At 39.2% G+C, this 14,999-nt stretch carries 12 protein-coding genes; 11 read left to right on the top strand and 1 reads right to left on the bottom strand.

Features of this window, described 5'->3' with window-relative positions:
• Positions 1 to 299: 299 nt before the first annotated feature.
• Positions 300 to 968 (top strand): TetR/AcrR family transcriptional regulator, encoded by a 669-nt coding sequence (locus NT073_RS31320; protein ID WP_012930837.1) that lies wholly within the window; start codon positions 300 to 302, stop codon positions 966 to 968.
• 74 nt (positions 969 to 1,042) lie between these two features.
• Here NT073_RS31320 and NT073_RS31315 read toward each other — a convergent pair whose 3' ends face one another.
• Positions 1,043 to 1,666 carry a hypothetical protein gene (locus tag NT073_RS31315; protein WP_297382001.1) on the bottom strand — a complete coding sequence of 208 codons (624 nt, stop codon included), beginning with the start codon at positions 1,664 to 1,666 and terminating at the stop codon, positions 1,043 to 1,045.
• Between the two features lie 536 nt (positions 1,667 to 2,202).
• On the opposite strand from NT073_RS31315, the gene NT073_RS31310 reads away from it, so the two are divergent.
• The 10 genes from NT073_RS31310 (at position 2,203) to NT073_RS31265 (ending at position 14,862) form a co-directional block, all read left to right on the top strand.
• Positions 2,203 to 3,000: a polysaccharide biosynthesis/export family protein gene (locus NT073_RS31310; RefSeq protein ID WP_297381999.1), complete on the top strand. Its 798-nt coding sequence runs from the start codon at positions 2,203 to 2,205 to the stop codon at positions 2,998 to 3,000.
• 29 nt (positions 3,001 to 3,029) lie between these two features.
• On the top strand, positions 3,030 to 5,372 hold the full coding sequence (locus NT073_RS31305) for a tyrosine-protein kinase family protein (RefSeq protein ID WP_297381998.1): 2,343 nt from the start codon (positions 3,030 to 3,032) through the stop codon (positions 5,370 to 5,372).
• Positions 5,373 to 5,517: 145 nt separating this feature from the next.
• Complete coding sequence (locus NT073_RS31300) at positions 5,518 to 6,204, top strand: sugar transferase (protein WP_297381997.1); 687 nt, start codon at positions 5,518 to 5,520, stop codon at positions 6,202 to 6,204.
• 214 nt (positions 6,205 to 6,418) lie between these two features.
• On the top strand, positions 6,419 to 7,723 hold the full coding sequence (locus NT073_RS31295) for a lipid II flippase MurJ (RefSeq protein WP_297381995.1): 1,305 nt from the start codon (positions 6,419 to 6,421) through the stop codon (positions 7,721 to 7,723).
• Between the two features lie 24 nt (positions 7,724 to 7,747).
• On the top strand, positions 7,748 to 8,311 hold the full coding sequence (locus NT073_RS31290; protein ID WP_297381993.1) for an acyltransferase: 564 nt from the start codon (positions 7,748 to 7,750) through the stop codon (positions 8,309 to 8,311).
• Positions 8,295 to 9,569 (top strand): VpsF family polysaccharide biosynthesis protein, encoded by a 1,275-nt coding sequence (locus NT073_RS31285; protein ID WP_297381991.1) that lies wholly within the window; start codon positions 8,295 to 8,297, stop codon positions 9,567 to 9,569. Before NT073_RS31290 ends, NT073_RS31285 begins: the two co-directional genes overlap by 17 nt.
• Positions 9,570 to 9,588: 19 nt before the next feature.
• Positions 9,589 to 10,656, top strand: a complete 1,068-nt coding sequence (locus NT073_RS31280; protein ID WP_297381989.1) for a glycosyltransferase — start codon at positions 9,589 to 9,591, stop codon at positions 10,654 to 10,656.
• 185 nt (positions 10,657 to 10,841) lie between these two features.
• Entirely contained in the window at positions 10,842 to 11,975 is a 1,134-nt protein-coding gene (locus NT073_RS31275; protein WP_297381988.1) for a glycosyltransferase family 4 protein, read from the top strand.
• A 15-nt stretch (positions 11,976 to 11,990) separates the two neighbouring features.
• The gene (locus NT073_RS31270) at positions 11,991 to 13,136 is read left to right on the top strand and encodes an acyltransferase (RefSeq protein WP_297381986.1); all 1,146 of its coding nucleotides are present in this window, start codon (positions 11,991 to 11,993) and stop codon (positions 13,134 to 13,136) included.
• Positions 13,137 to 14,007: 871 nt separating this feature from the next.
• Complete coding sequence (locus tag NT073_RS31265) at positions 14,008 to 14,862, top strand: polysaccharide lyase (RefSeq protein WP_297381985.1); 855 nt, start codon at positions 14,008 to 14,010, stop codon at positions 14,860 to 14,862.
• The last annotated feature ends 137 nt before the right edge of the window (positions 14,863 to 14,999 follow it).

The raw sequence follows: 14,999 nt of genomic DNA, 5'->3' as shown, positions 1-14,999 counted from the left end.
CTGATTATTAGCTGTTTAATTGTTTTGCTAGAAGGCTACAGAAGGATTTTAGCTTTCGATTTGACTGTTTAGTATAGTAAATTGAAAGAGCATACGATAAAAAAATGGGCTAATATGCTACTTATTAGTATAAAAAGATGCTATTTGCTTCAGCTAATTACCGAAAATTTAATATTTACTTTTAGAGGGTACTGTTAATTTTAAGGAGGTGCGAAAAATAAAAAGTTGTTTTTAAGTGACTTTTTGTAAACTATAAATTCTACATTAGCAGTATATATCTAAGCTGGCTCAGATTATAGATGGAAAAAATTAGAAGAAATCGCGCGGACACCACACAGCGTATTGTTAACGCACTTGAAGATGTACTGGCTGAGCAAGGTCTTGAAGGTGCCAGAATTAACCAGATTGCTGAAAAGGCTGGGATTAGCAAAGTGCTTATCTATCGCTATTTCGGCGGTCTAGATGGGTTAATGGAATATTACGTTCGGATGGGTCGAATGTTCCCACATTTCACTCCGGCCATGCTAGATCAGATTCGTCCTATACACCAGGATGATCTGGCGAAAGTTTGGTACCGGCAGGCGATTCAGATGTTTCGTTACATGCGTACATCGAAGGCCGCTCGCGAAGTATTAAAGGCAAACGTTGTTGAAAATGATCCAACGGCTGATGTAATCAGTAAAGCACAGGATGATGAACTCCAGCGGTTAGTTAACCAGCTTTCGTTCATCGAAGGGCCTGATAGCCAGGCGATTTCGGCCGTTATGCTGGGCGCTTTATCTTACCTGACGATTCAGGCGCAAAACAACCACACAATGGTTGGTATTGATCTGCGTAGTGAGCAGGGATGGCAACGTATCGAAGGAGCAGTTAAGTTAATTTATCTGGCACTTAATAAAATGGCGATTGACACCCAATCCGTGAAGTTAAGCGCTCAAGCCAAAGCCCAGCCTGCTAGCCAATGGTAGACTATTATGAATCGACCCATAAAAAAAGCTTCTATTCGACCGAGTAGAAGCTTTTTTTATGGATCATACCTTAATTATAGTAGTGAGAAGTTAAGCATCTCGCGCCCAAACTGCTGAATCAGCATTTCTATCTTTTGGGCCTCCTGGGTGGAAGGATGTTGCTTGTTTGACATGAACTGGCTGAGTAAGTCCTGGGGGATGTCGGTCTGCTCGGCAAGATGATTTATTCTGAACTGTTGAAAGAGCTCCCGAACAGCAGTTAAATCGTGGTGAAAATTGAAGACATAATCGTTGGGCAAAATTTGCCTGTCGATATTTTGAGCTTGTAAATAAGTAGTCAACTCGTTGAGTTGAGCATGTAGCTTTTCGGTGATCATCTCGCGGGAAGCTCCGCAGGTAAGGATCAATAATTTCTGTAACTCGACCCGTCCCCAAAGCTGACTTCCTTTTTTTTCGAGTACAACCGGTACAGTAGGTACTGACAACTTTTTCGAATGCTGGCCTTTGAATGAAGCGGTTTGAGGAGCATAAGTAGCCCGGAAGAGAGTATCTAAGGTTCCGGCCGGCATACTGCCTACGCTTCGCAACGGAGTGACAAGGTACTGGGCCGCAGAATTATATACACAGCAAATACTGCTTTGATGGACTAATTTCCAGTCTCTACTTTGTAGAATATCCACTGACGTTTGTAAATTCATAGTATATACTTTCTGGATTATGCAAATATGCAACTTTTTAAAAACGCAGAATAGATAACCTGAGCTTATGTTTCTTATTTACAGTTTTATCCAATAAAAGTACAATAAAGCCATTTAGGGTTACATATTATTAATTTTATCGTCTATTGTGAAATATAAATATTCTTACTCTACAGAAAATGTTGCAGAAAAGGAGAGTTTATTGCTGCTTTATCTAATAAAAGATTGGTTTATAGACATTTAGGCTTATATGTAAGATTGATTTTGTTTTTTAAACGGTCAATATGTTTACTTTTATTTTAGATAGTAAATAAAATATATACTGAATTTCTTTGTTACTATAGATAACATGCGATATATTTGAAATGTGATAACAATGCTATTAGTTGACAACTAGTAGTAAATTTCTCTGTTCCTGATTATAAAATGTAGTGTATTGGATTAATAATATACACTATATGATTAATCGAGCTAGTAGTTTATTATAGTGTGTATTTATATCTCTTTCTTTTTAACATAGTTAATCTGGTTACTATATGACATTTGTTTATTATGCTAGAACGCCCTTACTCATTGCGTTAGCTTTAGTTACCTTACTATCAGGTTGTGTTTCGTCCAAGAAACTGGTTTATTTTCAGAGTCCATCTACGACTTCTGATTCAATAAAATTACTAAATCGCTTCAGCCCGACTATTCAACCGAATGATATCCTATCGGTTCGGGTTAGTAGCTTAAGTCCGGAGGCCAGTAATTTCTTCAACCCACTCTCGGCAACCATATCGCCCGATCGCTTAACAACGCAAGCAACAGCTTCGGCGCTTCCGGAATTATCCGGTTATCTGGTCAATGCAGACGGCACACTGGAGTTGCCGCTCTTGGGCAAGGTTCCTGTTGGTGGACTAACAACCAGTCAGGCAACTGACCTGATTCGTAACCAACTCAAAACGTATCTCAAGGAGCCAACTGTAGTTATTCGAAATCAAAATTTTCGGGTCTCGGTCATGGGTGAGGTTGCCCGACCCTCGCTCTTTACCATTCCCAACGAACGGATAACCATGCTCGAAGCCCTGAGCCTGGCTGGCGATATCACCATTTTTGGTCGTCGTGATAACGTGCTGCTGATTCGGGAGGTGAATGGTGTTCGAACCTTTACCCGTATTGACCTCACCAGCCGCGCTCTCTTCAGTTCCCCTTACTACTATCTGCAACCAAACGATGTATTATATGTGGAGCCTGGCAAATCTCGCATTGCCAGCGCTGATCGAACTTTCCAAATACTGCCAATAGCGCTAAGTGCCCTATCGTTCCTAGCTATCATATTTCGTTATTTCTAGTCTATTATCTAATATTAACTGGCAACTTCATGTCGAACTCTAGTAACTACGCTTACGCTCCGTACCAGGAATACGAAGCCGAAAATTCGCCGAATTTGCGGCTAATACTAATGCGCTATGCAAGGCATTGGAAGTGGTTTGTGTTGTCGCTGATCTTAGCAGGGGCAGGCGCCTATGTCTATATAAAATATCAGACTCCTATTTATAAAATTCAAACCAGCTTACTTATAAAAGATGACAAAAAGGGGCTGAGCGAAGATAATATTCTTAAAGAAATGGACATTTTCACGCCCAAGAAGGTCGTCGAAAATGAGATGGAAATCCTGAAATCCTTTGCCATGATGAATAAGGTGGTAGGGGAGTTAGGTTTGGATGTAAAATATTTTCGCTCTACCAACTTCGGTAAACGGGAAATTTATGAGTCAACTCCATTCCGATTAGTTATTGAATCGGCGCAGCCTTCATTATATGAAACCCCATTGGAGATTACTGCTACCAGTTCCCACGCTGTACGCATTAATGACAATGTGTATCCTGTTAATCAAACCATTCAAACGCCTTATGGCCGTTTACGGATATTTGCCAGTAAGCCCCTTTCGATTAATAGTGAGAAGGTTATTGTACAGGCTGTACCACGTCAGGTAGCGGTTGACGGCTATCTCAAGAACCTTAGCGTAGAGGCCAGCAGTAAACAGTCGACAGTATTACAAATGTCACTAGAAGACGCAGTACCCCGTAAAGGCGAAGCGCTTTTAAACAAACTTATTAGCGAATACAACCAGGCAGCCATTGCCGATAAGAATATTGTGGCGTCTAATACGCTTAGCTTTATTGAAGAACGGCTTCAATTGATCGCTGGTGAACTGTCTACCGTTGAAAAAGGTGTTGAGAACTTTAAGGCAGCAGAAGGAATCACTGATTTAAGTGCCCAGGCTCAAGTGTTTCTGGCAACTGTAAAAGAAAATGATGATCAGTTAAATCAAACCAATATCCGACTCGGAATGATTGATGATGTTGAGCAATACGTGAACAGCCGGGCCGAAGAACGGGGGGTTGCGCCGTCAACACTCAGCATAGGTGATCCCGTGCTTGTTGGCCTTGTTACAAAGTTAAATGAGCTGGAGTTGCAGCGAGATCAGCTCAACCTGACTACTACAGCCAGTAACCCACTGCTGCAATCATTAAATAATCAGATTAGGGCCACCAAAATAAGTTTGTCAGAAAATATAACCAATCAAAAACAGGCACTGCTAAGCACACGCCAGAAAATGCGGGCTACAAACAAGCAGTTGGAAGGGCAGATCCGAACTATACCCCACAAAGAGCGGGCATTGGTCAATATTACTCGCCAGCAATCCATTAAAAATAACCTTTATACCTATTTGCTGGAAAAGCGCGAAGAAACTGCCCTTTCTTATGCATCGAATGTAGCTGATAGCCGGACCATCGATCCACCCCGCACAGGCACAGACCCTGTAAAGCCCGTGAAAGCTACAATCTTGTTGCTGTTTGGAATGTTAGGCCTGATTATGCCCGTAGGTGTTATTGCTGTCCGCGACATGATGAATGACCGCGTAAGTCGCCGTGCAGACATTGAAGAAGCATCGCAGGTGCCAATTCTTGGCGAAATCATGGCCAGCAAAAACATTGATCCTTTGATAATGATTTCGGGTAAGCGTTCTGTTATTGCCGAACAGATACGAACTCTGCGGACTAATCTTCAATTTTTGCGTAGCAGCCCAACCGACAGCCAGGTTGTAATGTTCACATCCAGCATAAGCGGAGAAGGAAAGTCGTTCCTCTCACTGAATCTAGGTGCTAGTTTAGCCCTGGTAGACCGGCCAACGGTAGTACTTGAAATGGACTTACGTAAACCGAAATTACACGCTGTACTCAATGTAGCTAATACGGTTGGTATAAGTAATTACCTGATTCAGGAGTCTACACTGGATGAAGTTCTGCAACCTATACCCGGCTTTCCCAACTATCATATCATTACCTGTGGTCCAATTCCGCCAAATCCGGCTGAATTATTAAGCAGCCCTCAGCTGGAGCGGCTATTTACGGAACTTCGCCAACGGTTTGCTTATATTATCGTTGACTCCCCGCCAATAGGTCTGGTAACCGATGCTCAGTTAATAGCTCCCTATGTAGATGCAACTATGTTCTTGGTGCGCCATGACCATACGCCAAAAGCCTATATCCGAATGATCGATAATCTGTGGAGAGAGCAGCGATTCCAACGGCTGAATCTGATTCTGAACGGAGTCGGCGATGGAGAGTCGTACCAATACGGATACAGCTATAATTATGGCGGGTATTATGATGAGCCTAATCTCCCGGCTAAGTCGATAGCTCGTAAAATATCCTAATAAACCAGCTTAAACAGATCAGCTGTGGTTGCTTGAAAATGGGCGACAGGCTACGCCTTTGCCGTTCATTTTCAAGCCACTTGTAAAGAAGTATATAAACACCGTCAACTTATACAAATAACCACCCATTAAATCGCACATACTAATGGTCAATTTATCTCTACCATCGCTCAATGAGCAAGCTGAGTTCAATGAATCGGTCATTGCTCAAACGAAAGAGAATACAACGTCAGATGTCAAATTCATGCTGGCAAAACGACTATTTGATATTGTAATTTCCAGTATTGTTATACTTCTGTTGTTAAGCTGGTTCATTCCAATTATAGGAATCTTAATTCGACTTACGTCTCCTGGACCAATATTATTTGTTCAGCTAAGAACAGGCTATAATGGTCGGCCGTTTCGGTGTTTTAAATTTCGAACAATGACGTATGATCGAAATGCAGAATTTCGACAGGCTACCCAAAATGATTGTCGGGTTACGGCGATTGGCCGGTTTTTGCGCAAAACAAATCTGGATGAATTGCCCCAGGTCCTTAATGTATTTTTAGGAGAAATGAGTATCGTTGGTCCACGCCCGCATCCTGTACAGCTGGACGCACAATACTGGCGTACGATGCCGGGCTATCCGGCCCGTTATCTTGTAAAGCCAGGTATTACTGGGCTGGCGCAAGTGAGCGGAAGCCGGGGAGAAACTGAAACACTTTTAAAAATGAAGCAACGCGTACGGTTCGATCACTTTTATATTTATAAAAGCTCATTTCTATTCGACTTACGTATCTGCTGGTTAACCGCTGTCAATATGGTTAGAGGTGATAAAAATGCCTGTTAATATATAAAAGTATAGCTAAGAAAAAATTGAGGTTTGAGTTAATAAAATATACTAAGTAATCGGATAAAATAACAGAGATTAAAATAATAGGTTCTGTCGGAGGTACTTGCCGTGTGACACTTGGAAAGATAGATATAGTTTCACAGGTAATTGTCTCTGTTATAAACTAGAACAGTCAAGCGAGGCTTTATAATAAGCTAATGAGTTATTAACAATGATAGCGAAGATAGGTTTAAAGAAAATGAACTTCAATAAAGAAAGTCTAGCTATAAAAACGCTATTGCTTTCAATCGTATCCTTAGTGTCTAACTCCTTGGGGTTTTTGATACCTGTTTATATTGGATACAAATACAAAATATCTTCTGAAACGGATAATTTTTTCCTGAGTTATAGTATACTCACCTTTATAAGTACAATATTTTCATTTGCTGTTAGAGGGGTATCTATTCCATTTTTGAAGGAAAAGTTAAATGACACTAACGTATTTAATGAATTTGTTTCTACAGTCTACTTTTACTCAATAAAATATGTAGGGGGATTATCAGTACTTGTTTTATGCGCAACATTAACCTCATTGCTTATATCTGGTAACTCTACCTTTTACTACCTGAGTATAGGTGTACCAATTATTTTATTGACAACTATTAATTCTTTTTTCTATGGTATATTTAACTCAGTAGATAAGTTTTATATAGCAGAATCAACGCCACTAATAAGAGCAGTTGTCGTGTTGATTATGATATTTCTGTTTAGTGAAACATTTGGGATTGGAGCTGTTATTATTGGATACTCTTTGGGAGAGTTTGCAAAATTTATCCAGTTATATTATGTATTGAACAGTAAGTTGTCAATTACACTATCGCTAAAGAACAGAGATTTTAGCGTGATCCGTACTTTTGTGAAAGAGGGCTCAAATCAAATCATATCGACAACGCTAGTTTCGATAAATCCTCTGGTTGACAGGTTGGTTGCGTCTTTTTTGATAGTAGGCTCTATCTCAATTATAGATTATGGTGATAAAATATTTGTTATTTTTAATGTACTCCTAAACTCATTTCTAACCCTGATTTTGTCAAAGTGGTCGAATGAGGCAATTAAAAATAAGTTCGATCTCTCTAAGCTAGAAAAAATAATCAAGGTCGTTTTTTTTGCCGCTGTAAGCGCATTGATCGTTATCTTTATTGTAAAGCATGAATTGATCTCAAGGATATATCCCACATTTTCTGCGAACGACAAAGAATTAATAGCAACCTTGTTGGTGATCAATATGATTGGTTTTGTCTTTAATTCGGTAAGCCAGGTGATAAATCGAGCCTCTATCGTTTTAAAGCAAACTAAAATTATGATTACTACATCGGGATTCAGGGTAGCTGCTAATGTAGTATTTGATGTGTTATTTGCTGTAAAATGGGGGGTTATTGGTATTTGCATATCAAGTGCCGGTGTCCACTTTGTGGGTTTAACAGTTAATTATTATCTATTCAGAAGAAATTATAAAAAAAACGCTTTCAACGTTTGAAAAATTTACTAAACTATACTAGATATGTTATTTATTAAAAAAGCAAAAAAGGTATTAATGAGGGCAATCATTATTACTTTAAAAGGTAAAGAAGCATACGCTAGGTATTTAGGCGTAAAAGTAGGTGATGACTGTAGGATATATATTACAGATTTTGGCTCTGAACCATTCTTTATCAGTATAGGGAATAAAGTGACGGTGGCTCATGGGGTACGGATAATTACACATGATGGAAGCACTTGGCTCATACGGGACTCCTTAGGAAGGCGTTATCATTATCAGCGGGTGGTGATTGGAAATAACGTGTTTATAGGAATGGATTGTGTTATACTGCCCGGTGTAAAAGTTGGCAACAATGTGCTAATCGGTGCTGGGTCGGTTGTGACAAAGTCAATTCCAGATGATCACATAGTTGCTGGAAACCCGGCAAGAATTATTGGTAGATTCTCCGATTATAAGAAGAGAGCCCTGAGTAATTTTCCGTCTGATAAGGAAATTGACATAACGGATTCATATTACGACCGGGTTAATAAGATGTTGGATAAGTCCTTTAAAAAAGAGATGATGTCTTATGAGAAATTTAGTTAGGTTGTTGCTGTTGGTGTCTGTTATAATGGCCTTATTTTTAGGTACCAATGTACTACGCTCTTTAGGGTATATGATGGGTGAGGATTCGGCCCCGGCATGGCAGAAGCTGTTTCCTGCGCTTTATCCTATGGTCCTAGTCTTTATTCTTGTTCTCGCCAGATCTAATTTTAATACACTATATAAACGTAAAACGATAGAAGTGCATTTTTTAGCTTTTATGCTATTTTTCTTAGCTATGTTGAAATTCTTTAATGCACTTTCTTCAATTTCATTTATACCAAATACAATACTGTTACCCATACTATTTTCAATTTCATTAGATGAAAGAGATATTAGTAACGTTCTAAAGATTAAGCGGTTATTACTGACTTTTTTCCTTATAAATAGCTCACTTGCTATTGTCGAACGATTAAGAAATGCTCACTTTTTTGAGTCTAATGTCGAAAATTTAGATTTTTTTGGCTTTCGATCAACGGCTCTCCACGATCACCCACTGAATAATGCGTTTATAACGTCTATTATCATGGTTTTCATCTTGTTTTCAACAATGAAACTTCATGTGCGGTATGCCTATTATATGCTAGGCTATTTTAGCATTATTTGCTTTGGTTCTAGAAGTTCTATTCTTATTTGTACGCTGGTTTTAGTTATTTACTTTTTTAAAGATCTGTTCTCAAATGTACAAGTACATAAAAAACTATTAACCGTTTTATTCATGGTCGTCAGCGTTACGGCTGTTAGCTATGCACTTTTGTATACATCCATTGGTGAAAGATTAATGAATAAATTATATATGGATGAAAGTGCAAACGTAAGACTCAACGTTTTTGATATTTTTGATATGCTTGATTCCAGTAACTTAATCTGGGGAAATTCTAGTGAAGCTGTTGAAAAGTTTACATCTGAAATTGGCATAGCTACCATCGAAAACTTCTGGATAGGGTGGATCATTCGATTCGGCTTAGTTGTGGCGCCTATATTGATTTTTTTTCTGGTGAAATTTATTGCCAAGTTGCTGGCGACTTACCCTACTATAAGTAAAAGCATTATTACTCTTGCTCTACTTGGTATTGCATCTACGAACAACTCGCTGTCGAGTAATACGATCATTCTTAGTATTTTTGTATTGTGCTCTTATGCTTTCAATACTCAAAGAAAATACAGATTAGTTCGTGTTAATGTGCCCATAAAAACAAGAAGGGTGGATATTGACGAACAGGATCCTATACCTGTTTTATTGACGAGTTTTCATAGTTAATATAACTGTTTACTATAATATGAAAATCGCTGTATTCTTAAGAGATTTAAATAGCGGTGGTGCTGAGAAAATGATGGTTGGTTTTATTAACCACCTTTGTCAAACAACCTCGCATGATGTATACTTAATATTATCTCGTAATAGAGGACCATATATGTCTATGGTTGACCCAAAGGTAAAGATCGTTGTTTTGGGTAAAGAAAGGTCTATTGCTTCTGTAATACCTTTATTTATGTATCTTAGAAAAAATAGGGTAGATGTCCTTTATTCTACCTTATTGAATGCAAATCTCACATCTATTTTAATTGGTAAGTTGCTTGCTATTAAGGTGATAATCCGTGAGGCAAATACTATAAGTGAGTTTAAAAAGAGTAACCGGAAGACAAAAGATTCAATTACCCTGTCATTGATAAAGTATGTATATGGATTTGCGCATAGATGCATAGCTATATCCAATATTGTAAAATCTGATCTCTTGAATTATACTGGTTTGCCTTCTGAAAAGATAAATGTTATATATAACCCACTTGTTATAGTTGACGACTTATCATCTGCTGTTTTAGAGGATGATTTTTTTCACATTGGCTTGGTGTCCAGGCTTTCAGCGCAAAAAAACATACCAACAATTGTTGAAATAATAGAGACATTTTCTCATAAGCCATACAAGATTAAATTTCACTTTTTTGGAGAAGGTGAACAGGTCTCTTTGTTGAATGCGCTAAAAGAGAAATGCAAACCTTCTCTTATTGAGATTCATGGCTTTCAGTTGTCTTATTACTCGTATATAAAGCAGATGAATCTTTTTATTCATCTGCCTTTATGGGAGGGTTTAGGTAATAGTGTTCTTGAAGTATTCAATGCGGGAATCCCTATGATACTAAGCGATATTCGGTCTGGTTATTCTGAATTGATAGATGCTGACCAACCTAATGTTCACTATTTCGAGCCAACGGGTAAAGTGAGGGATATTGTAAATTTGATCGAAAGGTATATAAACAAAGAGATAGTCATAGAGTCTAATCGAGAAAAGTTAAAGCTAAAAAGTTCTGATATTTTTCAGCAGTATAAAGAACTGGCAGAGTGTTAAGTTTTCTCCTACAGATATATAACGAAACACCTTTTAATTTTTGTTGTCTACAATAGTAAATCTTTAAGCATAAACTATTCACATACCCATTATCATTTTTTGACATATCGAAATTGATGTTTATTTTTTAGTTCAACACATGAGTTAATTGAGATCCTCTTTTTAATTTGAAAATAGATTATACTATGGTAAACTCATCAGCCGCAAAAGTAGATGACATTTATGTCCCTTTATCTATAGCAAGAAAGGTTATAACAGTAGGCCCTGATCACATTGATTTTAGAGGTGGAATTGGTAGTGTTATGAACGTATATGCACGTCATTTTTCGGTATATAAGTTTATAACAACACATAAGCCTTTTAAAAATAAGTGGCGCTTAATACCCTTTTTTATCGTTCAGTATATACGTTTTGTGACCACGCTATTACAGGACAAGGATATTGAGATTGTACATATTCAGGCATCGTCGCACGGTAGTTTTTATCGGAAGCTGCTCTTGTTCTTTACTGCCAGATATGGATTTGGTAAAAAGATAATTTATCACATGCATGGTTCACGCTTCGAAGACTTCTATAGGAATAGTGATCCTGTTTCTAAATACTTTATCTCACGCCTTGTTGAAAAATCAGATTTGATTATTGGGCTATCAGTATACTGGAGAGAGTTTTTTCTGCAAAATTTTAAATTACGCCGAATCGAAATTCTTAATAATGTTATCCACCAGCCTAGCTCGAATCATTTACCTCTAATTAATAAAGAGGCTGATGTTCGTTTGCGCGTGCTTTTTTTGGGAGCTATTGGTCAACGGAAAGGGATTTTTGACTTGCTCGATGTGCTGGCCCGGCATCGGGATGTGTTTGAGGGACGTTTGGTTTTACGAATCGGCGGTAATGGGGAGACCAAACGTCTGCAAGACTACATAGGTGAACACAAGTTAACGAGTATGGTACAGTTCGAAGGCTGGGTATCTGGTGCCCAAAAGCACGAACTTCTCAGCACAAGCGACGTCTATATTCTTCCCTCTTATAATGAAGGTTTGCCGATCTCTATTTTGGAGGCAATGAGTTATGGTCTTCCTATTATATCAACACCGGTTGGCGGAACGGCGGAAGTCGTCCATCATGGAGACAACGGTTTTTTAGTTAATCCGGGAGATAAGCAAGCTCTGTACAATAGTTTAATGGAATTTGTTACCCAGCCTGAGCTAGCGCCGACAATGGGTTATGAATCTCTTCAGCTTGTTCGTCAATACCTGCCCGAAACGGTTCTTCCCGTACTAAGTACTTTTTATCAATCTCTCTTGGCAAAAGCAGCCTAAACAGAAACTACTCGTATGAAACAAAATGAAACTTCTCTTGCCGGTAAAGGCTATATAGCATCTCTGGATGGTTTTCGGGGAATCGCTATCATGATGGTTGTTATTAGTCATTGGGGGCTTGGGCATTTGATTCCTGGTGGCTTTGGGGTTACACTCTTCTTTTTTATCAGTGGTTTTTTGATTACTCGTCTATTAATTGCAGAATATGAGACAAGTGGACACATTGGCTTGGGTAGTTTTTATCTGCGACGTGTTCTTCGTCTTTACCCGGCACTGCTGGTCATGGTGACTTTGGCCATTGCTTTTACCATGGTTATGGGGTGCGGATTTCAACTAGGGGAGGTGCTGTCAACGTTGTTTTATTACCGCAATTACTATATGATCTACCATGATATAATCCCTGATAATTGTAATCGGATTTTTAATATCACCTGGTCTTTAGCCGTTGAAGAGCATTTTTACCTGTTTTTCCCCCTGTTATTTATGGCGCTTTACCGTCGTATTAATGTATTGATACTGATAATGGTAGGGATTATAGTAGCTGCTTTCGCCTTACGTATGAACATTGTGCTAACGCAGGGAATCACGCATGAATCGGTAGCCCGGATTTATTACCTGACAGATACCCGGCTCGACGCTATTATGTTTGGCTGCCTTATGAGTTTGATCATGCATATAGATAGGGCGGGGTATTTTATACGCCGAGCCAGTCATCCAGCCGTGTTTATCGCAGCCGTTGCTCTTTTGTTTTTTTCATTCCTATATCGCGACCCTGTTTTTCGTGAAACCTGGCGTTATTCGCTTCAGGGTTTGGCTCTTTGTGTCATATTACCAGCCACCGTATATGCCAGTTCTTATCAGTGGTTAGTACGTCTGCTGAGTACAAAGTGGCTGGTGATGGTTGGAAAACTCAGTTATTCACTCTATCTGTTCCACTGGGTGGGCATGAGCGTTGCCGAAAATCTGGTAGGTGGTCCGCGATTAACCGCGCCTTGGTTGTTAACGGCGGTACCATTGGGCCTGGTACTTAGCCTGCTTAGTTATTACTATGTAGAGAAGCCTACTGCTGGCTTACGGAAACGGTTTGGCTCTACAGTATTTGATGAGCCTAAAAAGGCCGAATTCACTCCTAAAACGAAACCAGTGCTTACGCTCGAATAATCGTATTCATTACCTGATATAAAGTCAGTATGTAAAGAAGCGTCATGACGCTTCTTTACATACTGACTTTACTTTTTCACCTACTAAGAGGTTGGTTTAGCTACGGGCTAAGCCAACCTTTTTTTGTTTTCATTCAGCTGTAAACATTAATTAAAAGTGGTGTATTTCTACTGTTTCTGTAAGTTATGGTTTTTGTTGTATTGGAAAAATATAATTTTAGTTATAAATTCTCTTGATATAATATTTTATACTTCTCATTAGTTTATTTATATATATTTACTACCCTTATTATATATAATATTGTAAATCAGTTGTTTATAGTTAATGATTTTTGTTTTCCTATAGGTTAATCATAATAAAAGTAATCAGATTTCGCTTTCTGAATCTTATATAAGTACAATAAAGGGGGTTGGGCCAGGTAATGAAAATCGGCAATTTCCTACCTAAAAACTGGCGAAATCAACAACTCATCTAATAGACAATACCCCCTCTCCGGGCCGAAGTAATATTTGATCATCTAAACCCAATAACGATCAAAGCCATGGCATACTTCGGATAATAACGACCTATAAAGTAATAGAATCAGGGCCAAGTCTGGTAAACAAAGCGTTTAGACGCGCTCGTATCCCGTCCAGTGGTTCGAATTACAGCTAGGGACTTCGTTACAAACCACAGAGCAGAATAAGGCTGCCTGATAATCAGATGTATTTCCCGGATATGCGTGGAGCATAGCTCGCCATGAATGATCTCTAATGGCATATCTTATATGAAACAAGACTATAAATCTAAACTAGATTTTAATGCCCTGCGCACAACAACAGCTAGTGAAAAACAGTATGTTAATACGACCAGTCGCTCTGTTTTTGCTGTTATGCTTACTACCGTATTCTCCTTACTAGTCAATTTGACAAGCTGTACGCCAATCGATACAGCAGCCCCGCCGGAAACTCACTCCGCTGCGCGTGAGGAAGCCAGCATCCTATTTAAAGACAATTTTGAAAATGACAACATAGCGTCATTCTGGCGGCCCAATTTCTGGACACCTACGGCCGGACTAATTACTAAAGAAATCAAACGGTCGGGCAAGAAATCACTTCGTATATCCTGGATGCTAAGTCAGGTTGATGGAACAAATAAGATGAAGCATTCGGAATTGTCCAGTAAACCTTTGGATAATGGCGAAACCGAGCGTTGGTATGGGTATAGCAGCTATATGCCGTCATCGTCAATGGCTGATGACGATCAAACTGTCATTGTGACTCAGTGGCACGGCCAGCCTGATCCGGGTTTCGAAGACACGGTTCCACCTGTTGCAATTTCAGTAGAACCCGGCAACAAACTGCAACTGGTTTATAGGGCCATGAACAAGCCCATTGTGAGGTCGATGCAAGGGCCGACAAGTCAGGTATACAAAGATTTAGGAGCCGCTATTTTTGATAAGTGGGTTGACTACGTTGTTCATATCAAATGGGACCCAATCGGATATAAGGGTATTTTGCAGGTATGGCAGAATGGTGAGTTAAAAATTAACGAGCAAGGTATCCAGATTGGCTACATGCAGGAACTTAAACCTTTCTGGAAAGCGGGTCTTTACTGCTGGACAGGCAAGTCGAAGTATGCCGAAAAGGTCATTTACTATGATGAGATGCGTATTGGCAATGCTATCGCCGGTTATGACGCGGTAAAGCCTGGTCGCGACGACAACTCTGCCCGGACTCATGATTAATTAATATTGCTTTCTTCTCGATAAACCGGCCTTTGTTCGCAGCATAACTGGGGCTGGATGACCAATGCCCTTCTGTCCAATACGTATTCTGTAACCCAGAAATAACTGGGTTACAGAATACGTATTGCCAATCGTAT

This window comes from Spirosoma sp., from assembly GCF_026391055.1.
Classification (GTDB): Bacteria; Bacteroidota; Bacteroidia; order Cytophagales; family Spirosomataceae; genus Spirosoma.
The sequence above is the reverse complement of the archived record's forward strand: the minus strand, read 5'-3'. Positions and strand labels throughout refer to the sequence as shown.